The sequence below is a fragment of the Variovorax sp. J22P240 genome, assembly GCF_030316855.1.
Taxonomy (GTDB): domain Bacteria; phylum Pseudomonadota; class Gammaproteobacteria; order Burkholderiales; family Burkholderiaceae_C; genus Variovorax.
The window spans coordinates 303,565-324,081 of the sequence record NZ_JASZYR010000001.1; the positions used below are offsets into that span (position 1 = coordinate 303,565).

Below are 20,517 nucleotides of genomic sequence, written 5' to 3' on the forward strand. Positions count from 1 at the left end.
GGTACCCCATGGCTTACTCATCCAAGGTCATTGACCACTACGAAAATCCCCGCAATGTCGGCTCCTTCGAAAAGGGTGACGATTCGGTGGGCACCGGCATGGTCGGCGCGCCGGCCTGCGGCGACGTCATGAAGCTTCAGATCAAGGTCAACCCGGAAACCGGGGTGATCGAAGATGCGCGCTTCAAGACCTACGGCTGCGGCTCGGCGATCGCCTCGTCCTCGCTCGTGACCGAATGGGTCAAGGGCAAGACGCTTGACGAGGCCGCTGCGCTCAAGAACGCGCAGATCGCCGAAGAACTGGCCCTGCCACCCGTCAAGATCCATTGCTCGATCCTGGCGGAAGACGCGATCAAGGCCGCTGTCAGCGACTACAAGGCCAAGCACGGCGTCGCCGCCGCGACGACGGAAGCCGTTCACTGACATGGCTGTGACTCTGACCGAATCGGCCGCGCGCCACGTCACACGCTACCTCGGCAAACGAGGCAAGGGCGTGGGCGTGCGGCTGGGCGTCAAGACCACGGGCTGCTCGGGCCTGGCCTACAAGCTCGAGTACGTGGACGAGTTCGCGCCCGAAGACGTGGTGTTCGAAGACCATGGCATCAAAGTCCTGGTCGACCCCAAGAGCCTGGCCTATATCGACGGCACGCAGTTGGACTTCGTTCGCGAGGGCCTCAATGAAGGCTTCAAGTTCAACAACCCGAACGAACGCGACCGTTGCGGCTGCGGCGAAAGCTTTCGCATCTGATCCCGACCGGCCTCGCGACCGAGCCGCCACCATGTCATGTGCTGGCGGCTTTTTAACGCCATGAATCTGAACGACACCGACTTCGAACTTTTCGCCGTGCCGGCGACTTTCGCGCAGGACCGCGCCACGCTGGACGCCCGCTGGAAGGAACTGCAGCGCGAGGCTCATCCTGATCGTTTCGCTGCGCAAGGTGCCGCGGCGCAGCGAGTGGCCATGCAGTGGTCGGTGCGCATCAACGAGGCCTATCAACGGCTCAAGAACCCGATCAAGCGCGCCACCTACCTGTGCGAGCTGAACGGCGCTCCCATCAATGCAGAGAACAACACGGCGATGCCGTCGGATTTCCTGATGCAGCAGATCGCATGGCGGGAAGAACTGGACGAGGCGAGCGATGCCGACGCGCTCGACAAGCTGCGGGCCGAAGTGGAAGCCGGACGAGCGCGCGCGCTGGCGTCGCTGGATAGGCTCATCGACGAAAAAGGCGACTATCCCGCCGCCGCGCGTCAGGTGAGAGCCCTCATGTTCATAGAGCGCTTTGCCGAAGACATCGAAACCAAGTCCGATCAGTGGGGACAATAGCGCCATGGCATTGCTTCAGATTTCAGAACCCGGGCAGGCGCCCGATCCGCACCAGCGCCGCATCGCCGTCGGTATCGACCTCGGCACGACCCACTCGCTGGTGGCTGCTGTGCGCAACGGTGTCGCGGAATGCCTTCCCGATGCGGAAGGCCGTGTGGTGATGCCTTCAGCCGTGCGTTATCTCGACAAGGATCGGCGTCAGATCGGCTTCGACGCGCTGGCGGCGCGTTCCGCCGATCCGGCCAACGTGATCACATCCGTCAAGCGACTGATGGGCCGCGGCATCCAGGACATCGCCAACCGGGACGCGATGGCCTATCACCTGACGGGCGACGACGGCATGGTCCAGGTGCAGACCGTGGCCGGCGAGAAGTCACCGATCGAAGTCAGTGCCGAGATCCTTGCGACCTTGCGCTACCGCGCCGAGGACACCTTCGACGATGAGCTCTATGGTGCCGTGATCACAGTGCCGGCCTACTTCGACGAAGGCCAGCGCCAAGCGACGAAGGATGCCGCTCAACTGGCCGGGCTCAACGTGCTGCGGCTGATCAGCGAGCCGACGGCGGCCGCGATTGCCTACGGGCTGGACAACGCAAGCGAAGGTGTCTACGCCGTCTACGACCTTGGCGGTGGCACCTTCGACATCTCGATCCTGCGGCTGACCCAGGGCGTCTTCGAAGTCATCGCCACAGGTGGCGACTCCGCGCTGGGCGGCGACGACTACGACCACGCACTGGCTGAGTTCGTTCTCTCTCAGACCGGCTACAAGGCGCAAGGCGACGCCGACAGGGCTGCGCTGCTCGTGGCGGCGAGGGCCGCCAAGGAGGCGCTGTCTTCGGCCGAGTCGACTGCATTCGTTGCCGGGCTGGTGGCGGGGGAGATCCGTTTCGAGGTCCGCCGCGAGCAGTTCGACGCGGCCACGGCAAGCCTGACGGCGCGAACGATCGTGGCGGTCCGCAAGGCACTGCGCGATGCACGCCTGCAATCCGCAGAGTTGCAGGGCATCGTGCTGGTCGGCGGCGCCACGCGCATGCCGCAGATCCGCCGTGCGGTCGGCGATTTCTTCGGGCGTGATCCGCTGATCAACCTCAACCCCGATGAAGTCGTCGCGCTCGGCGCCGCGATCCAGGCCCATCAGTTGGCCGGCAACGGCGGTGCCGATGACCTGCTGTTGCTCGACGTGATTCCGCTCTCGCTCGGCATCGAGACGATGGGCGGCCTGGTCGAGCGCATCGTTCCGCGCAACCAGACCATCCCGACGGCCATGGCCCAGGACTTCACGACCTACAAGGACGGCCAGACCGCCTTGGCATTGCACGTGGTGCAGGGGGAGCGTGATCTCGTTGCGGATTGCCGCAGCCTCGCGCGATTCGAGCTGCGCGGCATTCCGCCGATGACCGCCGGTGCTGCGCGGATCCGAGTCACCTTTACCGTCGATGCCGACGGCCTCCTCAGCGTGAGCGCCAAGGAGCAGGGCAGCGGCGTGGAGGCGAATGTCACGGTCAAGCCGTCCTACGGTCTTTCCGACGACCAGATCGCGACCATGCTGCAGGAGAGCTTCTCGACCGCTCAGCAGGACATGCAGGCTCGTGCGCTGGTCGAGGCGCGCGTGGACGCCGATCGCATGTTGCTGGCCACGCAAAGCGCGCTCGATGCCGATGGCGCGCTGTTGTCGAGTGAAGAGCGCGGCGCGATCGAGGTGTTGATGGAGGGGTTGCGCAGTGCACGGTCCGCCAGCGACGCCGCTGTGGTCGAGGCGGCTACCAAGTCGCTGGCCGACGGCACGGAGGCCTTCGCCGCCCAGCGCATGAATGCCGGCATTGCGCGTGCGCTCGCCGGCCGCCAGATCGAATCCCTGTAGAACTCTCCATGCCCACGATCAAGATCCTTCCCCATCCAGAGTACTGTCCGCAAGGCGCAGAGATCAGTGCGCCTGCCGGCACCTCAATCTGCGAGGCCATGCTCGAGAACCACATCAACATCGAGCATGCGTGCGAGATGAGCTGCGCCTGCACCACCTGCCACGTCATCGTGCGACAGGGTCTCAATTCGCTCAACGAAGCGGAAGAGGGCGAGGAGGATCTGCTGGACCGCGCATGGGGCCTCGAGCCGCAGTCGCGCCTGAGCTGCCAGGCGATCCTGGCGCAGACGGACTTGACCGTCGAGATCCCCAAATACTCGATCAACCACGCGAAAGAAAAGCACTGATGACCCGGCAGATCGTTCTCGACACCGAAACCACGGGCCTCTCGGCGGAGAACGGCGACCGCATCATCGAACTGGGATGTGTGGAGCTGTACAACCGCAAGCTCACAGGTAACGACCTGCACATCTATTTCAACCCCGAGCGCGAAAGCCATGAGGACGCGCTCAAGGTGCACGGTTTGACGACCGATTTTCTGCGCGACAAGCCCAAGTTCGCGACGCTCGGCAACGACATCGTCGAGTACCTGCGCGACGCCGAGTTGATCATTCACAACGCGGCCTTCGACGTCGGCTTCCTCAACAAGGAGCTGGAGCTTGCCGGCCTGCCGCCATTGCGGAGTTTTGTCGGCGAAGTCACCGACACGCTTGCGATGGCGAAGACGGTGTACCCCGGCAAGCGCAATTCGCTCGACGCGCTGTGCGACCGCTTCGGCGTCGATCGCTCGAACCGCACCTTTCACGGCGCGAAGCTCGACGCTCAACTGCTGGCCGACGTCTACATCAATCTCACGCGCGGACAGGACGCACTGTTGATCGACGTGGCGGCGAACGAGCCGGCGCAAGGCATCGTCATCGTCGTGGATCTGAGCACGTTCGAGTTGCCGGTGCTCGTGGCAACCGAGCACGAACTCACGGCGCACGAAGAAGTGCTGCTGCAACTCGACAAGTCGAGCAACGGCCGGACGCTTTTTCGTCAGATGGCCGAAAAAGCTGTGGCATAATCGCAGGCTTCGCACCACACGGCGCGAATAGATCCAAATGGCGCATGTCACTTGCATGTGCGCCGCGGGCGGTTAGCTCAGGGGTAGAGCACAGCATTCACACTGCTGGGGTCGGAGGTTCGAAGCCTCCACCGCCCACCAAATTTCCCCCTCCTGTTTCATCTCTTGTGTCGAGTTGCCTCGACATGAGGCGCCGCGCGTTCCCTTCGTGGGTCTTGCGTATAGGCCCGCTGCCGCGTGAACCGGCGGATGGGTGATCTGGCTGTTCAGCCTCAAGTCGAATCGGTTTCGGTTGCATGCGTTGGCCGCCACGGCGAGAAGTTTCCGCTGCAAACTTCAGTCCTTTCCGGAGCCGCAGACAGACACGCCTCGCATTCAAGATCAGGGCTGGTCGCGAGAATTCCCGCTTCTCGATCCACGGCGACGTGTTCCGCTAATACATCGGCTCGATGCACCCGCGATCGTGACTGTTGCCGACGGGCCGCCGATGAGCGACGGCTGCGTCGGGGCAGGTCGAAGCGAGTCGCCGTCAAACTGGCGTTGCCGGCCGCATCCCACTCGAACACCCATTCATTGAAGGAAAAGAACTGATGACGAATGCCATCGAAGGAATCGTCGCCGACAGGGAGCACCAGGTGCTGCGGCGCGATCGCGCCATCGACCAGTCGGTGGACCTGAGCATCGAAGGCAAGGTCGTCGCGCGCCACCAATTGGTCGCTGTCGACGATCACTTTGCAATGCATCACCGAATTGCCGGTCGCGCCTGATCGATGTTTGTATTTGACACGCGACGGATCCCGGCTGGCGTTACTGCACTGTGCCTCGCGGGCCTGATGGCGATAGGGAGCCTCGCCGTTCCATCGATTGCCACAGCGCAAACTGCGGAGGCCGCGCCCACGCCCGTCGGCACGCCCAGTATTCCGGCCGGCTTTCCGGTCCAGCATGAGGCGCTGGGTCGCATCATGTTGCCCGAAGGAGACGCTTGGCGGGTCGGGTTCGCTCTGACGGGTGTGTTCCTTGCGATCGCAGCGATTCTTTCGACCCGGCAAACGAAGCGCGGGAGACCTTGGTGGAGACAGGTTGCGTGCAGCCTGGACAAAAGGGCCAGTGCCAGGATCGTGCGCCTGTCCGGCGTTCGACTCTCGCCGCGCCACAGCCTGCATGTTGTTTGTTGGGAAGGCCGTCGCCTGCTGGTCGGATGCAGTGATCACGCCATTCAGTTATTGGCTGAATCGCCTGCCGGACCCGATGCCGAAGCCACGCCGATGCCCGTCGTGGGGCCCGAGCTGAAGGGTGTGCCGTGGGCACCATGAGCGGTGACACCGCGCAGGCGCTGCGCGTTGTCCTCGGGGCTCTCCGTGCTGGCGATCCTGCCGGCGCTGCTCGTGTGCCTGACAAGCTTGCTGCGCATCATCGTCGCATTGCGAGCAAGCTGTCCGTCGAGGCGGGCAAGGGCATGGCGCCATTGCGCAAGTTCAAGCGCGAAGGCGCCGCACATCCGTTGCCGCTCCAGATTTTCCCGAGTTGATCTAACGCGTTGTGGTTCGACGGCCAATTCAACGGCTGTCCCATTCGACCGATGCGGGAGACTCCCGCCCCAACCGCTGACGGTGATTCTCGATCGCTCGGGCATGCAAGAAGTGCTCTCGCGCGTCGTTCGATCTGGCATGCCGCGTCATGCCTGCGGGGAGTACGCTGCAGATGCTGGCCCGCATGGATTGGCGCACGCGGTCGTCAATTTCATGGATTCGGGTCCCTCTGGAGTGCCGTGCCTCGGGCGATTCTTCAGTTCCGCGTTCACGGAACTGGCGCCGGACCGACGAGGCCCATGCGAATGCGATCGCCAGCATTGCTTTGTGCGAACAGATCGTCGGCGACCATCGTGGGCGCATCTATGCCGCGCCATCGCCGCTCGGCGGCCCTGGGCTGACCCTACGACTACCGCTGTGCTAACTATTGACAAGCCACAGCTAGAACCGATTGGAAAGTTCTCCGCCTGCCGGGCCGAGTTCAACCCCGTCCAAACCCATTCCGGGTTCATGTCGGCCCGCACCGACGCAAAATTCGCCTGTGCGCCGTCCTCACAGTTCCGCTGAAGTCGTAGAAGCGGCGCAAGAAGGAGTACGCCATGGCCACCAGTCCTGATCTCCCGACGCCAATCACGTCCGATCCCCCGGATGTGCCGGAGTTGCCCGTAGAGCCCGACGAGGGCCCTGTTACGCCGCCGGGCAGTCCAGTCGATCCAGAGAGTCCGTTCACGGTCCAGCCGGAGTGAGCGGATCAGGCGGCTAAGCTCGCGGGATGGATGAATTCGATTGTGCCGTCATCGGCGCCGGAGTGGTGGGGCTCGCCGTCGCAAGAGCGCTCGCGTTGCAAGGGCGTGACGTCATCGTGCTGGAGGCCGAAGGCGCCATCGGGACAGGGACGAGTTCCCGCAACAGCGAGGTGATCCACGCTGGCATCTATTACCCGCAGGGCTCGCTGAAGGCGCGGCTGTGCGTAGAGGGCAAGCAGTTGCTCTATGACTATGCCGGACAGCGAGGCCTGCCTCATCGTCGTTGCGGCAAGCTCATCGTGGCCACTGCCGAGCCGCAGGTCGCGCAACTCGACGGCATCATGGCCAAGGCGCGCGCCAACGGCGTGGATGACCTGGTGCTCCTCACGCGCGAGCAGGCCCAGGCGATGGAGCCGCAACTGGAATGCCTTGCCGCCTTGCACTCGCCGAGCACTGGCATCGTCGACAGCCACGCGTTGATGTTGAGCCTGCAGGGCGATCTTGAAAACGCCGGCGGGGTCGTGGCATTGAAGTCGAAAGTCGAGCGCGCCGAATGCGCGGACGGATCGGTCATCGTGATGACGCAGGACGGCACGGCCCTGCGTTGCAACACCGTGGTGAACTCCGCAGGGCTGGCGGCGCCTCTGTTGGCCCGCCAGTTTCAGGGGCTTCCCGCGAATGCGGTGCCGTCGGCCTACTACGCCAAGGGCAACTACTTCACCCTGGCGTGCCGGGCACCGTTCAGTCGCCTGATCTATCCGGTGCCGGAGGCCGCGGGCCTGGGCGTGCATCTGACGCTCGACCTGGGCGGTCAGGCCAAGTTCGGCCCAGACGTCCAGTGGGTGGCTTCGCCCGACGACCTGATCGTGGATCCGGCGCGCGGCGACAGTTTTTATGCCGAGGTGCGCAGGTACTGGCCCGCCTTGCCCGATGGCGTGCTCGTCGCGGGCTACGCAGGCATTCGTCCCAAGATATCCGGGCCGGGCGAAGCAGCGGCCGATTTCAGGATCGAAGGGCCGTCCACCCACGGTGTGCCGGGGCTGGTCAACCTGTTCGGGATCGAGTCACCGGGGCTGACCAGCAGCCTTGCCATTGGCCGCCATGTGGCCGAACTGCTGTCGTAGATGCGCGAGGGCATGTACCATGGAACGGCACGCCGCTGTCGGCGTGGAGCCGCCGGCGCGGTGCCGGCGCGACCGAGGAGGACCTTTTTCAATGACTGCATCCACCAATCTCGAAGCCGCGGCCAACGCCGTGGCTGAAGATATCGCGAGCGACGTCCGTGGCGTGCTCGCAAGCAAAGATCTCGACTCCGTGCCTCACATCAAGGCGCTGCGTCAGCGCATCGACAGCAAATTGGCGATCGCGCGTGAACTCGCGGCTGAGAAGAGCCGTGTTGCCGCCCAGAAGGCCCGCGAAGCAGCCAATACGGCCAATGCCTACGCTCATGACGAGCCCTGGCAGATCGCCGGCGCCGCGCTGGCGGTGGGCGTGCTGGTGGGCCTGCTGCTTGGCCGCCGCTGAGCGCAACGCACCCGGCGCCCGCGGGGGCCGCCGATGAGGGTGTCGAGTCTCTTCGGGCTCAAGGGTTACCTGCGCCGATTGCGCATCCTGGCGGGTGAAGGCGCACTGGCTGCCGAAGACCGGGCGCAGCTTCTGCGATTCGCGTGGCAGGACGAGAGAAAGCGCCTCAAGAGTATCCTGGGACTGGTGATTGCGGTCATCGGACTCACGACCGTTGCCATCGCGTTGCTGTCCGTGGCGATCGTCGTGCATTTCTGGGAGACGCCGCACCGCATCACAGCAGCCTGGTTGATGGCCGCGATGTGGGTTGGGCTCTGGTTGGCGGCGGTAGTCGTTTTGATGTCCATGCTGAGCAAATCTTCGGAAGCGTTCGATCCGGCGCGCGAGGCGTTCGAGCGCGACTTGGCATGGATCCAGGAGAGCCTCGGTCGTCAGCGAAGTGAAGACGCGGCGCGCCAAGAACGACCCGCAACTCGCGAGGAACTGCTCGCACGCATCGAGCGCCAGCGCGAGCGCATCGCGACGCTCCAGGCTGCTGCTACGGGAGCGGGTGAGGCACCGTCGCCCCGAGCGGACGAATCCGCGAGTGCCACGGCCATGCGCCTGGCGCGCGAGCATCCCATCGCAACCGGTGTGGCGGCTGCAACCGTCGTGGCAGTCGTGGGGCCGCGTCGCCTCGTGCGCTGGGCATCCGTGATCGTTCCGGTGATCTGGCGGATGCGTTGATTGCCGGCGCTCAGGCCCGGCGCTTGCGCAGTGCCTGGGCCGCCTGGTGGACCAGCGCCGGCCCCCGATAGATCAGTCCGGTGTAGATCTGCACGAGATCGGCGCCGGCGTCGATCTTGGCCTGTGCATCCGCGGCGTTCAGGACGCCCCCCACACCGATGATCGGATATCTGGGTCCCAACTCCGCTCGCAATTGGCCGATCACGCGGTTGCTCGCTTCCTTGACCGGCGCACCCGAGAGGCCGCCGGTTTCATTGGCATGGGGCAGTCCTGCCACTGCGTCGCGCGCGAGGGTGGTGTTGGTGGCGATCACACCGTCCATCCCGTGGCGCTGAAGCGTGGCCGCGATCACCTTGACCTGGGCCGCGTCGAGGTCCGGCGCGATCTTCACGAAGAGAGGAACGCGTCTGCCTTGTCGTGCGGCCAGTGCCTCGCGCTTGTCCGCCACCGCGCCGAGCAGCGCGTCAAGCGCCTCGTCGCTTTGGAGTGACCGCAGGTTGGCCGTGTTGGGGCTCGAGATGTTGATGGTCACGTAGTCCGAGTGGGGATACACGCCGTCCAGGCAGATCAGGTAGTCGTCCACCGCCCGCTCGATCGGCGTGGCCGCGTTCTTCCCGATGTTGAGGCCGAGCAGCATCGGTGCCCGGGACGTATTGCGGCGAAAGCGCGCACGCTGGACGTTGGCGATGAAGGCTTCGAGCCCGTCGTTGTTGAAGCCGAGTCGGTTGATCAGCGCATCGCGCTGCGGCAGGCGGAACATGCGCGGCTTCGGGTTGCCCGGCTGTGGCTTCGGCGTGACGGTCCCGACCTCCACGAAGCCGAAGCCCATCGCGGCAAAGGCGTCGATGCAGCGCGCGTTCTTGTCGAGGCCGGCCGCGAGTCCGATGCGGTTCGGAAACTGCAGCCCGGCGACGGTGATCCTGTCGTCCACGCGCGGCGCCGCGTAAGCGCAGGCCAGCGGTGTGTTCTGCGTGCGCGCCAGCGCGTCGAGCGTCAGCTCATGGGCGTGCTCGGGGTCGAATCCAAAGAGGAAGGGTCGGGCAAGCCCGTAAAGTGAAGAGGGCAACAGCAGGGGCATCGGATAATTCTCGACTTCAATCAGCCAAGGATTCTCTCCGATGACCTCACCCGCCCCAGCTCCCGCCTTGACTCAGGACGAACTCAAGGCACAGGTCGGTCGCGCCGCGCTGGACTACGTGGTGAAGGGCCAGATCGTCGGCGTCGGCACGGGTTCGACCGTGAACAAGTTCATCGACGCTCTCGCGACGATCAAAGGAGACATCCGGGGCGCGGTGTCGAGTTCGGTGGCATCGACGGAGCGCCTGCGTGCCTTGGGCATCCCGGTGTTCGACAGCAACGAGGTCGAGGAACTGGCGGTCTACATCGACGGCGCGGACGAGATCGACGGCCGCGGCTACATGATCAAGGGAGGTGGCGCCGCGCTCACGCGCGAGAAGATCGTTGCCGCCCAGTCCAAGCGCTTCGTGTGCATCGCCGATGCATCCAAGCTCGTGAACACGCTGGGCGCCTTCCCGCTGCCGGTCGAAGTGATTCCGATGGCGGTGCAGCGCGTGATTCGGCAGTTCACGCGCCTGGGCGGCCTGGCGCAGGTCCGCGAGAAGGACGGCGTGCCACTGATTACCGACAACGGCCAGCACATCGTCGACGTGACCGGCCTGAGGATCCCCGACCCGCTCGGCTTCGAGAGCGAGGTGAATCAGTGGCCGGGCGTGGTGACGGTGGGCGTCTTCGCGCACCAGCGCGCCAGCGTGTGCCTCCTGGGCACGTCGACGGGCGTGAGAACCATGCGCTTCAACTGAGCAGCGCAGGCGGCACCAGCGTTGCGTCAGAACTTGATGCCGGCGGGGTTGCTCGGGGTCGGTCCGCTCGCTGCAGCAGGTGCCGGTGCGGGCGCTGCCGCCGGTGCGGGCGCTGCGGGCGCGGGCTGCGCCGCAGGTTGCAAGGCGACCAGGGGTTGCGCCGGCGGATTGCGGTAGCCCGGCGGCAACTGGGCGCTTTTGGGATAGCCCGCCGCATCGAGGTATTGCGACCACTCGGCATCCGAGAAGCCCTTGAGTTGCTGCGCGCCGATCGTGACCAAGGGAAGGGAGCTCTGGCTGCTCAGACGCTGCAGGGCGCCGATGTCCTCGTTGGTCTTGACGGTGCGTTCCTCGAAAGGCACGCCGCGCGCGATCAACAGCGAGCGGCCGGCACCGCAAGGGCCGCATTCGTCCCCGGTGTAAAGCGTGACCGGATAGCGTTGAGCCACTTGCCGCAATTCGTAAGGAAGGGCCGAATTCGTGCTTATCGAGCTGCCGGAGCGAGGCGCCGCGGGCTGGGCATTGGCAGCCGGCGGTTGGTCGGAGAAGGTGACCTTGCCGTTCTTGTCGACATTGCGGTAGACCGGCTGCGCGAGCGCGGCGCAAGCGACCGCCAGTAAGGTGAGGCCCGAGAGGGCGGCGTTGAGCTTCATCGATGACTACTCCCGAAATCGGATGTAACGAAGTATCTCAGGGTCTGCCGGCAACGCCGTCGTTTCTCAAGCGGTCTGGGCCTCTGCCATCCCCTGATGTCGCAACAGCGCATCGAGTTGAGGTTCGCGGCCGCGGAAAGCCTTGAAGGATTCCATCGCGGTGCGGCTGCCGCCTGCCTCCAGGATGGCCTGGCGGTACTTCCGTCCGGTCTCGATGCTGGGTTCGCCATTGACGCCGGCGGTCTCCTCGAAGGCCGCGTAGGCGTCGGCGCTGAGGACCTCGGCCCACTTGTAGCTGTAGTAGCCGGCCGCGTAGCCGCCCGAGAAGATGTGGCTGAAGGTGTTGGGCGTGCGGCTGAAGGGGGGCGCCGGCATGACCGCGACTTCGCTGCGCACCTTGCCGAGCAACGCCAGCACATCGCCTGGCTTGGCCGTGGCAGCGTCATATTCAGTGTGCAAAAGCATGTCGAATAGCGAGAACTCGATCTGGCGCAGGGTCTGCAGGCCGCTCTGGAAGTTCTTGGCCGCCGTCATCTTGTCGAAGAGGGCGCGCGGCAAAGGCTCGCCGGTGTCGACGTGCGAGGTCATGTGGGCGAGAACGTCCCACTCCCAGCAGAAGTTCTCCATGAACTGGCTCGGCAGTTCGACCGCGTCCCACTCGACACCGCTGATACCCGACACGTCGCGCTCGTTGATCTGCGTGAGCATGTGGTGCAGGCCATGGCCGAACTCGTGGAAGAGCGTGGTCACGTCGTCGTGCGTGAGCAGCGGCGGCTTGCCGTCGACGCCCTCGGCGAAGTTGCACACCAGCTGCGCGACGGGCGTCTGCAGGGTGCCGGTATCCGGGCGCAGCCAGCGAGCGCGCACGTCGTCCATCCACGCGCCACCGCGCTTGGCGGCACGGGCGGACGGGTCGAGGTAGAACTGGCCGACCTTTTCCCCGGCGCGCTCGATTCGGTAGAACTCGACGCTCGGGTGCCACACGGGTGCGCTGTCCCGGCGGATCGACACTTCGAACAGCGTCTCGACGATCTTGAACAGTCCCGCCATGACTTTCGGCGCGGTGAAGTACTGCTTGACCTCCTGCTCGCTGAAGGCATAGCGCGCTTCCTTGAGCTTTTCGCCGATGTAGCTCCAGTCCCAGGGCTGCGGATCGAGGATACCGAGTTGCTCGGCCGCGAATGCGCGCAGGTCGGCCAGATCGCGCTCGCCGTAGGGCTTGGCCTTGGTGGCCAGATCGCGCAGGAACTTGACGACCTGGTCGCCCGATTCAGCCATCTTCGGCACGATGGAAAGCTCGCCGAAGTTGGGATAGCCGAGCAGCCTGGCTTCCTCCTGCCGCAACGCGAGGATCTCGCGGATCAGCTCGGTGTTGTCGAAGGCCGGATCGCCGAACTCGCTGGCACGCGTCACGTAGGCACGGTAGAGCCTTTCGCGCAGTGCGCTGCTCTTGGCAAACTGCATGACCGGCAGGTAGGAGGGCATCTTCAGCGTGAGCTTGAAGCCGTCCTTGCCTTCCGCTTCGGCGGCCGCGCGCGCTCCGCTGACGACGTCCTCGGGCAGGCCTTCGAGTTCGTCGGCCTGTGCGTACCAGGCGAAGGCGTCGGTCGCATCGAGTGCGTTTTCGCTGAACTTCTGGCTCAGTTCGGCCTGGCGTTCCTGGATTTCCGCGAAGCGCGTCTTGGCGACGCCCTGCAGTTCGGCTCCACCGAGTACGAAGTTGCGGATCGCATTGCGATGGGCCTGGCGTTGTTCGGTGTTGAGCGTGGCTGGATCAATGGCCTTGTACTTGGCGTAGAGCCGCTCGTCGGATCCGAGCCGTGTCCAGAAGGCCGTGACCCGCGGCATGGCCTCGTTGTACGCGGCGCGCAATTCGGGCGTGTCGGCGACGGCGTTGAGATGCCCCACGGCACCCCATGCGCGGCTGAAGCGCTCCGAAGCTACGTCGAGCACCCTGGAGATCGTCATCCAGTCGGCCGGGAACTCCGGTGCCGTCACGGTTTGCAGCGCCGCCTCGGCATCAGCCAGGAGCGTATCGACGGCAGGCGCCACCTGCTCGGGCGTGATCCGATCGAACAGCGGGAGATCAGTGAAGTCGAGAAGCGGGTTGGTCATAGGTAAGTTTCCAGGGCGAGCGGAGCAAGGCCCCTTCGGGAACCACCGCGGATCCGGCTTCGCCGGGCCGCCGGTGGTGCCCCTCGAGGGGGAGGCGGCTACACGAAGTGAGCAAGCAACGGGGTGATTCCTAGTTTGCGGCGCGTTCTGCCGCTTCAAGGGTGTTGGCGAGCAGCATGGCGCGGGTCATCGGGCCCACGCCGCCGGGGACGGGAGTGATCCAGCCCGCGACTTCCTTGACGCCGTCGAAGTCCACGTCGCCCGCGAGCTTGCCGTCGTCCTTGCGGTTCATGCCAACGTCGACGACCACCGCGCCGGGCTTCACCATATCTGCGGTCAGGATGTTGCGCTTGCCGACCGCGGCGACGACCACGTCGGCCTGACGGGTGACGGCGGCGAGATCTTTCGTCGCGCTGTGGCAGATGGTCACCGTGGCGTTCTTCGCCAACAGCATCATGGCCATGGGCTTGCCGACGATGTTGCTGCGGCCGATCACGACCGCGTGCTTGCCGCGCAGGTCGTAGCCGATCCATTCGAGCATCTTCATGCACCCGTGCGGCGTGCAGGGCCAGAAGCCCGGCTGGCCCACCATCAGCGCGCCTGCGCTGGCGACGTGGAATCCGTCCACGTCCTTCGCTGGCGAAATGGCCTCGATGACCCGATGGCTGTCCATGTGCGGCGGCAGCGGGAGTTGCACCAGGATGCCGTGCACCTTGGGGTCTTCGTTCAAGGCGTGGATGCGCGCGAGCAGGTCGGCTTCGGTCAAGGAGGCGGGATAGCGCTCGAGATTCGCGGTCAGTCCGGTTTCGCTGCTGTCGTTGACCTTGTGCTTGACGTAGACCTGGCTGGCAGGATCGTCGCCGACCAGGACGATCGCAAGCGTCGGTTCGATCCCCCGTGCCTTGAGTGCTCCAATGCGGCCAGCCACTTCGGCGCGGATTTTTCGGGACAGCGCGTTGCCGTCGATCAGTTGGGCGGTCATCGAATTTTGGATTTCCAAGTAGAAACGCCCGCTTGCGCAGGCGTGGAAGGCTGGTGGTGTCCGTTGCTCGAACGGCGGCTAGGCCTTGGCCGGGGCGGCCTGCCCAAGCGCAATCTTGAGCAGGTCGGCCACCGTGTTGGCGTTGAGCTTTTCCATGATGTTGGCGCGGTGCGCCTCCACCGTCTTGATGCTGATGCCGAGGTCGTCGGCGATTTGCTTGTTCAGCCGGCCTGCCACGATGCGTTCGAGCACCTGCGCCTCGCGGCCGGTGAGCTTCGACAGCAGCGCATCGCGGCTGGCGGATTGCTGGTGCTGCGCAAAAGCGCCGCGCGCGTGCTCGAGCATGCGCTCGACCAGCGCCACAAGGGCCTCGTCGTTGAAGGGCTTCTGGATGAAATCCATTGCACCCTTCTTCATGCTGTCCACCGCCATCGGCACGTCGCCATGGCCGGTGATCACGACAATCGGCAGGGGCGATCGCCGCTCGATCAGGCGGTCCTGCAACTCGATGCCCGACATGCCGCCCATGCGGATGTCGACGATCAGGCAGGCGACTTCGCGCGGGTCATAGCGGGAGAGAAACGATTCGGCGGAGTCGAAGCAGCGGACCCGGTAGTCCTTGCCTTCGAGCAGCCATTGCAGCGAATCGCGAACCGCTTCGTCGTCGTCGACGACATAGACGGTGCCCTTCTTGGGAATCAAACTCATGCAGGTACTTTCGCCTCGTTGCTTGCTACGGATTCGATAGCGTCTAACACCGGTATCCAGAAGGAGAAACGGCATCCGACCACATCGGGCCCATTGTAGATGTTCTCCGCCTGCATCCGGCCGCGATGCGACTCGACGATGGTCCGGCAGAGATTGAGCCCGATGCCCATACCTTCGGGCTTGGTGGAGAAGAAGGCTTCGTACAGCCGGTCCATCACTTCAGGTGCCAGGCCCATGCCGGTGTCCTGCACCGAGAATTCGACGGCGTTGTGCCCGTCGATGATCTTCGGTAGCACACGCAGTTCGACGCTACGGCGCGCCAGCGGTCGGTTCGCCAGGTCGATGGATTCAGCGGCGTTCTTCAGCAGGTTGACCATCACCTGCTCGATCAGGATGGGGTCGACGCGCAGGATCGGCAGGCGCGCCGCGACGTAGTGGTTGAGACGCACGTTGCGGCGCCGCAACTCGATGCCGGCCAGTTCGACCGCTTCGCTCACCATGGTCGAGACTTCGGCCGGCGTCCGGTTCGGCTCGCTGCGCTTCACGAAGGAGCGGATGCGCTGGATGATCTGGCCCGCGCGCTGCGCCTGCTTCGACGTCTTGTCGAGCGCCGCGAGCAGGGCGTCCGAGTCGATCTGCTGGCCCTTGATGCGCGACATCATTCCGTTGCAGTAATTGGTGATGGCGGTCAGTGGCTGGTTGAGTTCGTGCGCCACGCTGGACGCCATTTCGCCCATGGTGATCAGCCGGCTGGCAGCCTGTGCCCGATCGGCCTGCGCTGCTGACAGGTCTTCCGCGTCGCGCCGCGGTGTGATGTCGGTCGCGATGACCAATTGCGCGAGCCGGCCGTCGACCCAGGTCAGATAGCGCGAACGCACTTCGAGCCACTTGCCGAGTTCGGGCACGAAGATCTCGTTGTTGGCCGGTTGCGCGGCAGTCAACTGGTCGACCGGCAGGCCGGCAAACGCGTCGACGTCGTCGAGGGCCTCGTCGTGCGCATGCGCGGCCGGCACGCCAGCCTGCGCCACCATGCCCAGGTGCCCCACGGTGTTGGAGCCGAACCAGAGGCGATAGAGCTTATTGGCAAACAGCAACTCTTCGCTGCCCAGCGGCGCGACCGACACCGAGGCATCCAGCGCTTCGAGCACTGTGGTGAAGCGTTCGTATGAGGCCGACAGCTGTTCGCGAATGCGCGTTGGCTCCGTGATGTCGGTCATCGACGTCATCCAGCCGGTCTGGTGCCCGCGTGCGTCGATCAGCGGCGAGACGTAGAGCCGTGCGTTGAACACGCTGCCGTTCTTGCGCTTCACGCGCACCTGGAAGCCACCCGGCAAGGCGCGGCCGTGCAGCTCTTCCTCGAGCCGCTCGTTCATGACCTCGCGGTCGGATTCGAGCCAGTAGGGGAAGGGCGGCGTCTGGCCGACGAGCTCGTTTTCGCTCCACCCCGTCATCGCGCAGAAGGCAGCGTTCACGTAGGTGATGCGGCCTTCCAGGTCGAGCACCCGCATGCCGGTGAGCATCGAGTTTTCCATCGCGCGACGGAAGTTGGTTTCGGCTACCAGCGCCTGTTGTGCCTGCAGTCGGCGCCGCGTGTGGCGCCAGGTGCCGATCAGCATCCAGCTGGTCAGCACGCTGAGCGCGCCAACCAGCCAGAAAAGCCCGTTGCCCACGACGCCTTGCGAGGTGCGATACGCCTGCGCCCGCAGCACCAGGGCATTCCCGACCGGCGAGACCGGCACCTCGTACTCATTGGTCCGCACCGTCCAGGGCAGGAGCCGCGTGCCGGCACCGCGCGGACTCGCGACCGTGTTGCCGGCGAGGAGGCCCCCCTTCGCGTCAAGCAGTGAAACGGCGTAGCGCGCCGAGACTTCCGCGGGCATTCCATAGCGCAGCAGGCCGTCGATGGAGAACTCGCCCAGCAGCATTCCGGCAAACAGGCCCTGGTCGAACAGGGGAATATGGAGCTGCAACATAGGCTGCGGCTCACCGCCGGCCAGGGGTTGCGAGAACACAGGTTGCCGCAGTTCGCGCGCGAGGGCGTAGTTGCTCTCCGTGTCGCCAGGCCGCAGCACGTCACCGATCGCATGCTGCTGCGCCGGGTGGACGCTGGGCGCGGCATAGCCGGCCTTGAAGCGGCGGCGATCGTCGATCCAGCTCACCGCCTGCAGTTCCGGGAACTGGCTCACGAGCGATTCGGCGCGGCTGGTGAATTCGGTCGCGTCGATCTCGCGGTTGGACGCATCGCGCGCCAGTCGCATGAGCTGCTCTTGGCGCTCCAGCAGACGAAGCCGCACGCGCTGCTGCGCGTATTCCACGTCGCGCCTCACCGACTCCTGGACGCGTTCCATTTCCTCCGCACGGAGATACCAGAAGGCAGAGACGATGGCCGCAAGGAAAAGCAGCACTGCCGCCAACGGGGCCAGCATCGCGACCGCGTCCTGCAGCATAGGCGTCTGGCGGCGCCACCAGCGGCGCCACCATGAAAGGGGCGACGCGTGCACCGCGTTGCGGGCGACGGCGATCGGGGAAGAAAGGGGCATCGGGCAAGTTTAGGTGAACGCTCTTGCGCGAGCACGGACGCGCAAGCGCCATCCTGCTCTGCTTTCCCGGGGTAATTTCATAATAAGAAATTACTACGCACTATTTGAAATCTGAAGATTTCTGTGAGAAACTGCCGCGCGTTGCCGGTTACGGCACTAAATTACAGCCACCCCCCTCAAAAGGAGACAAGCATGTCGGCAAATCCCGAGAGCCAGTTCGGCTCGGCCGCGAACGACCCGGACGCACAGGAGACACGTGAGTGGATGGACGCCCTTTCGGCGGTCATCCAAAGCGAGGGGCCAGAGCGAGCGCACTTCCTGCTCGAGCAATTGCTCGAGCACGCCCGCCAGAACAGCATCGACAAACCGTTCTCGGCCAACACCGCCTACGTGAACACCATCGAGACCGACCAGGAAGAACGGTCTCCCGGCAATACCGAGATCGAGGAACGCCTGCGCTCCTACATGCGCTGGAACGCGATGGCGATGGTCGTCAAGGCCAACCGCCACCACCCGCCCGAAGGCGGTGACCTGGGCGGCCACATCGGTTCCTTCGCCTCGCTGGCCAGCATGTTCGGCGCCGGCTTCAACCACTTCTGGCACGCCGAAAGCGAAAACCACGGCGGCGACTGCCTCTATATCCAAGGCCACGTTTCGCCCGGCATCTATGCCCGCGCCTACCTCGAAGGCCGCCTGACCGAAGAGCAACTGCTCAACTTCCGCCAGGAAGTCGACGGCAAGGGGCTGTCGAGCTACCCGCACCCGAAGCTGATGCCCGAGTTCTGGCAATTCCCGACCGTCTCGATGGGCCTCGGTCCGCTGATGGCGATCTACCAGGCCCGCTTCCTCAAGTACCTGCACGCGCGCGGCATTGCCAACACCGAGAACCGCAAGGTCTGGGTCTTCTGCGGCGACGGCGAAATGGACGAGGTCGAGTCGCTGGGCGCCATCGGCCTGGCGGCGCGCGAGAAGCTCGACAACCTGGTCTTCGTCATCAACTGCAACCTGCAGCGCCTGGACGGCCCGGTGCGGGGCAACGGCAAGATCATCCAGGAGCTCGAAGGCGAATTCCGCGGCTCGGGCTGGAACGTCATCAAGCTGATCTGGGGCAGCAACTGGGACCCGCTGCTCGCGCGTGACAAGGACGGTGCGCTGCGCAAGATCATGATGGACACGAACGACGGTGACTACCAGTCGTTCAAGGCCAACGACGGTGCCTATGTGCGCAAGCACTTCTTCGGCCGCGATCCGCGCACGCTGGAGATGGTCGCCAAGATGAGCGACGACGAGATCTGGAATCTGCGCCGCGGCGGCCATGATTCGCAGAAGGTCTACGCGGCCTTTCATTCGGCCGTCAATCACAAGGGCCAGCCCACCGTGCTGCTGATCAAGACCGTCAAGGGCTTCGGCATGGGCAAGATCGGCGAAGGCAAGAACACTGTCCACCAGACCAAGAAGCTGGGCGAGGAGGACATCAAAGCCTTCCGCGACCGCTTCAACATCCCGATCCCGGACAGCCAACTCGCCGACCTGCCGTTCTACAAGCCGGCCGACGACACGCCCGAAATGAAGTACCTGCACGAGCGCCGCAAGGCCCTCGGTGGCTACCTGCCGCATCGCCGCGTGAAGGCCGACGAGAGTTTCACCGTGCCCTCGCTCGAAACCTTCAAGGCCGTGTTGGAGCCGACCGCGGAAGGGCGCGAGATCTCGACCACGCAAGCCTATGTGCGCTTCCTGACGCAGCTGCTGCGCGACCAGGCGCTCGGCCCGCGCGTGGTGCCGATCCTGGTCGACGAGGCACGCACCTTCGGCATGGAAGGTCTGTTCCGCCAAGTGGGGATCTACAACCCCGCGGGTCAGCAGTACACGCCGGTCGACAAGGATCAGGTCATGTACTACAAGGAAGACAAGGCCGGCCAGATCCTGCAGGAAGGCATCAACGAGGCTGGCGGCATGTCGAGCTGGATTGCGGCGGCCACGTCGTACAGCACCAACAACCGCATCATGGTGCCGTTCTACGTGTACTACTCGATGTTCGGCTTCCAGCGCATCGGCGACCTGGCCTGGGCGGCCGGCGACATGCAGGCCCGCGGCTTCCTGCTGGGCGGCACCTCGGGACGCACCACGCTCAATGGCGAGGGCCTGCAGCATGAGGACGGGCACAGCCACATCCTGGCGAACACCATCCCGAACTGCGTGAGCTACGACCCGACCTTCGCACACGAAGTCGGCGTGATCCTGCACCATGGCCTGAAGCGCATGGTGGAGAAGCAGGACAACGTCTATTACTACCTGACGCTGCTCAATGAGAACTACCCGATGCCTGGCCTCCAGCCCGGCACCGAGGAGCAGATCATCAAGGGCATGTACTTGTGCAAGCAGGGGCCTGCGCTGAAGGCCAAGGCGCCCACCGTGCAATTGCTGGGCAGCGGCACCATCCTGCGCGAGAGCATCTCCGCGCAGGAACTGCTCGAAAAGGACTGGGGCGTGAGCGCCTCGGTCTGGAGTTGCCCGAGCTTCAACGAGCTGACCCGTGACGGCCAGGAAGCCGATCGCTGGAACCTGCTGCATCCGACGGAGGAGCCTCGCGTTTGCTTCGTCGCGAAGCAACTCGGCGCATCGACGGGTCCGGTGGTGGCATCGACCGACTACATGAAGGCCTACGCCGAACAGATCCGCCCCTTCATCCCGAAGGGCCGCAACTACAAGGTGCTCGGCACCGACGGCTTCGGCCGCAGCGACTTCCGCAACAAGTTGCGGGAGCATTTCGAGATCAACCGCCACTACATCGTGGTCGCTGCGCTCAAGGCGCTGGCCGAAGATGGCGTCGTTCCCGCGCAGAAGGTGGCAGACGCAATCAAGAAGTACGGCATCAACGCTGACAAGATCAACCCGCTCTACGCATAAAACAATCAACTGCG

At 64.7% G+C, this 20,517-nt stretch carries 20 protein-coding genes and 1 tRNA gene; 14 read left to right on the top strand and 7 right to left on the bottom strand.

Going from position 1 to position 20,517, the window contains the following annotated elements; all coding sequences use genetic code 11:
- Positions 1-8: 8 nt before the first annotated feature.
- From iscU to QTI24_RS01605, 7 genes are all read left to right on the top strand, one after another.
- Positions 9-422 (top strand): Fe-S cluster assembly scaffold IscU, encoded by a 414-nt coding sequence (gene iscU / locus QTI24_RS01575; RefSeq protein ID WP_286597875.1) that lies wholly within the window; start codon positions 9-11, stop codon positions 420-422.
- A 1-nt stretch (position 423) separates the two neighbouring features.
- Positions 424-747, top strand: a complete 324-nt coding sequence (gene iscA / locus QTI24_RS01580; RefSeq protein WP_286597876.1) for an iron-sulfur cluster assembly protein IscA — start codon at positions 424-426, stop codon at positions 745-747.
- 60 nt (positions 748-807) lie between these two features.
- Positions 808-1,326: a Fe-S protein assembly co-chaperone HscB gene (hscB, locus tag QTI24_RS01585; RefSeq protein ID WP_286597877.1), complete on the top strand. Its 519-nt coding sequence runs from the start codon at positions 808-810 to the stop codon at positions 1,324-1,326.
- 4 nt (positions 1,327-1,330) lie between these two features.
- A complete protein-coding gene (hscA, locus tag QTI24_RS01590) occupies positions 1,331-3,187 on the top strand; it encodes a Fe-S protein assembly chaperone HscA (protein ID WP_286597878.1) in 1,857 nt (618 codons plus the stop codon).
- A gap of 8 nt (positions 3,188-3,195) precedes the next feature.
- Positions 3,196-3,534: an ISC system 2Fe-2S type ferredoxin gene (gene fdx, locus QTI24_RS01595; RefSeq protein WP_286597881.1), complete on the top strand. Its 339-nt coding sequence runs from the start codon at positions 3,196-3,198 to the stop codon at positions 3,532-3,534.
- On the top strand, positions 3,534-4,253 hold the full coding sequence (gene dnaQ / locus QTI24_RS01600; RefSeq protein ID WP_286597883.1) for a DNA polymerase III subunit epsilon: 720 nt from the start codon (positions 3,534-3,536) through the stop codon (positions 4,251-4,253). Before fdx ends, dnaQ begins: the two co-directional genes overlap by 1 nt.
- Positions 4,254-4,319: 66 nt before the next feature.
- Positions 4,320-4,394: transfer RNA gene (locus QTI24_RS01605), tRNA-Val, on the top strand.
- Positions 4,395-4,525: 131 nt separating this feature from the next.
- On the opposite strand, the gene QTI24_RS01610 is transcribed toward QTI24_RS01605, so the two are convergent.
- Entirely contained in the window at positions 4,526-5,464 is a 939-nt protein-coding gene (locus tag QTI24_RS01610) for a hypothetical protein (RefSeq protein WP_286597884.1), read from the bottom strand.
- Between QTI24_RS01610 and QTI24_RS31455 the strand changes: the two genes are divergently transcribed.
- The 5 genes from QTI24_RS31455 (at position 5,372) to QTI24_RS01630 (ending at position 8,778) form a co-directional block, all read left to right on the top strand.
- Positions 5,372-5,566, top strand: coding sequence for a flagellar biosynthetic protein FliO (locus QTI24_RS31455; protein WP_353506082.1), 195 nt, complete (start codon positions 5,372-5,374; stop codon positions 5,564-5,566). The two genes, QTI24_RS01610 and QTI24_RS31455, sit on opposite strands and share 93 nt — an antisense overlap.
- Entirely contained in the window at positions 5,563-5,781 is a 219-nt protein-coding gene (locus QTI24_RS01615) for a hypothetical protein (protein ID WP_286597886.1), read from the top strand. The genes QTI24_RS31455 and QTI24_RS01615 overlap by 4 nt, the downstream gene beginning before the upstream one ends.
- Positions 5,782-6,554: 773 nt before the next feature.
- Positions 6,555-7,652 carry an NAD(P)/FAD-dependent oxidoreductase gene (locus QTI24_RS01620; RefSeq protein ID WP_286597888.1) on the top strand — a complete coding sequence of 366 codons (1,098 nt, stop codon included), beginning with the start codon at positions 6,555-6,557 and terminating at the stop codon, positions 7,650-7,652.
- 91 nt (positions 7,653-7,743) lie between these two features.
- Complete coding sequence (locus QTI24_RS01625; protein ID WP_286368215.1) at positions 7,744-8,052, top strand: glycine zipper domain-containing protein; 309 nt, start codon at positions 7,744-7,746, stop codon at positions 8,050-8,052.
- A gap of 33 nt (positions 8,053-8,085) precedes the next feature.
- Positions 8,086-8,778, top strand: a complete 693-nt coding sequence (locus QTI24_RS01630; protein WP_286597890.1) for a phage holin family protein — start codon at positions 8,086-8,088, stop codon at positions 8,776-8,778.
- 10 nt (positions 8,779-8,788) lie between these two features.
- Here QTI24_RS01630 and QTI24_RS01635 read toward each other — a convergent pair whose 3' ends face one another.
- Positions 8,789-9,856: a quinone-dependent dihydroorotate dehydrogenase gene (locus tag QTI24_RS01635; RefSeq protein ID WP_286597891.1), complete on the bottom strand. Its 1,068-nt coding sequence runs from the start codon at positions 9,854-9,856 to the stop codon at positions 8,789-8,791.
- 40 nt (positions 9,857-9,896) lie between these two features.
- On the opposite strand from QTI24_RS01635, the gene rpiA reads away from it, so the two are divergent.
- The gene (gene rpiA, locus QTI24_RS01640) at positions 9,897-10,598 is read left to right on the top strand and encodes a ribose-5-phosphate isomerase RpiA (RefSeq protein WP_286597892.1); all 702 of its coding nucleotides are present in this window, start codon (positions 9,897-9,899) and stop codon (positions 10,596-10,598) included.
- Positions 10,599-10,624: 26 nt separating this feature from the next.
- Here rpiA and QTI24_RS01645 read toward each other — a convergent pair whose 3' ends face one another.
- The 5 genes from QTI24_RS01645 to QTI24_RS01665 all read right to left on the bottom strand — a co-directional run bounded on the left by QTI24_RS01645 (position 10,625) and on the right by QTI24_RS01665 (position 17,596).
- Positions 10,625-11,251, bottom strand: a complete 627-nt coding sequence (locus tag QTI24_RS01645; protein ID WP_286597893.1) for a glutaredoxin family protein — start codon at positions 11,249-11,251, stop codon at positions 10,625-10,627.
- A gap of 66 nt (positions 11,252-11,317) precedes the next feature.
- A complete protein-coding gene (locus QTI24_RS01650; RefSeq protein WP_286597894.1) occupies positions 11,318-13,366 on the bottom strand; it encodes a M3 family metallopeptidase in 2,049 nt (682 codons plus the stop codon).
- 130 nt (positions 13,367-13,496) lie between these two features.
- On the bottom strand, positions 13,497-14,348 hold the full coding sequence (gene folD, locus QTI24_RS01655) for a bifunctional methylenetetrahydrofolate dehydrogenase/methenyltetrahydrofolate cyclohydrolase FolD (RefSeq protein WP_286597895.1): 852 nt from the start codon (positions 14,346-14,348) through the stop codon (positions 13,497-13,499).
- Positions 14,349-14,426: 78 nt separating this feature from the next.
- Positions 14,427-15,056, bottom strand: coding sequence for a response regulator transcription factor (locus QTI24_RS01660; RefSeq protein ID WP_028253580.1), 630 nt, complete (start codon positions 15,054-15,056; stop codon positions 14,427-14,429).
- Positions 15,053-17,596, bottom strand: coding sequence for a PAS domain-containing sensor histidine kinase (locus QTI24_RS01665; protein WP_286597896.1), 2,544 nt, complete (start codon positions 17,594-17,596; stop codon positions 15,053-15,055). Before QTI24_RS01665 ends, QTI24_RS01660 begins: the two co-directional genes overlap by 4 nt.
- A 192-nt stretch (positions 17,597-17,788) precedes the next feature.
- Here QTI24_RS01665 and aceE point away from each other — a divergent pair, with 192 nt between their 5' ends.
- Positions 17,789-20,503: a pyruvate dehydrogenase (acetyl-transferring), homodimeric type gene (gene aceE / locus QTI24_RS01670; RefSeq protein ID WP_286597897.1), complete on the top strand. Its 2,715-nt coding sequence runs from the start codon at positions 17,789-17,791 to the stop codon at positions 20,501-20,503.
- Positions 20,504-20,517 lie beyond the last annotated feature (14 nt).

Coding starts and splice junctions, on each gene's coding strand:
- QTI24_RS01650 (WP_286597894.1), bottom strand. CDS start 13,366: ATGACCAACCCGCTTCTCGACTTCACTGATCTCCCGCTGTTCGATCGG.
- QTI24_RS01635 (WP_286597891.1), bottom strand. CDS start 9,856: ATGCCCCTGCTGTTGCCCTCTTCACTTTACGGGCTTGCCCGACCCTTC.
- rpiA (WP_286597892.1), top strand. CDS start 9,897: ATGACCTCACCCGCCCCAGCTCCCGCCTTGACTCAGGACGAACTCAAG.
- QTI24_RS01625 (WP_286368215.1), top strand. CDS start 7,744: ATGACTGCATCCACCAATCTCGAAGCCGCGGCCAACGCCGTGGCTGAA.
- QTI24_RS01645 (WP_286597893.1), bottom strand. CDS start 11,251: ATGAAGCTCAACGCCGCCCTCTCGGGCCTCACCTTACTGGCGGTCGCT.
- QTI24_RS01660 (WP_028253580.1), bottom strand. CDS start 15,056: ATGAGTTTGATTCCCAAGAAGGGCACCGTCTATGTCGTCGACGACGAC.
- fdx (WP_286597881.1), top strand. CDS start 3,196: ATGCCCACGATCAAGATCCTTCCCCATCCAGAGTACTGTCCGCAAGGC.
- folD (WP_286597895.1), bottom strand. CDS start 14,348: ATGACCGCCCAACTGATCGACGGCAACGCGCTGTCCCGAAAAATCCGC.
- dnaQ (WP_286597883.1), top strand. CDS start 3,534: ATGACCCGGCAGATCGTTCTCGACACCGAAACCACGGGCCTCTCGGCG.
- QTI24_RS01620 (WP_286597888.1), top strand. CDS start 6,555: ATGGATGAATTCGATTGTGCCGTCATCGGCGCCGGAGTGGTGGGGCTC.
- iscA (WP_286597876.1), top strand. CDS start 424: ATGGCTGTGACTCTGACCGAATCGGCCGCGCGCCACGTCACACGCTAC.
- aceE (WP_286597897.1), top strand. CDS start 17,789: ATGTCGGCAAATCCCGAGAGCCAGTTCGGCTCGGCCGCGAACGACCCG.
- hscB (WP_286597877.1), top strand. CDS start 808: ATGAATCTGAACGACACCGACTTCGAACTTTTCGCCGTGCCGGCGACT.
- QTI24_RS01665 (WP_286597896.1), bottom strand. CDS start 17,596: ATGCCCCTTTCTTCCCCGATCGCCGTCGCCCGCAACGCGGTGCACGCG.
- iscU (WP_286597875.1), top strand. CDS start 9: ATGGCTTACTCATCCAAGGTCATTGACCACTACGAAAATCCCCGCAAT.
- QTI24_RS01630 (WP_286597890.1), top strand. CDS start 8,086: ATGAGGGTGTCGAGTCTCTTCGGGCTCAAGGGTTACCTGCGCCGATTG.
- hscA (WP_286597878.1), top strand. CDS start 1,331: ATGGCATTGCTTCAGATTTCAGAACCCGGGCAGGCGCCCGATCCGCAC.
- QTI24_RS01615 (WP_286597886.1), top strand. CDS start 5,563: ATGAGCGGTGACACCGCGCAGGCGCTGCGCGTTGTCCTCGGGGCTCTC.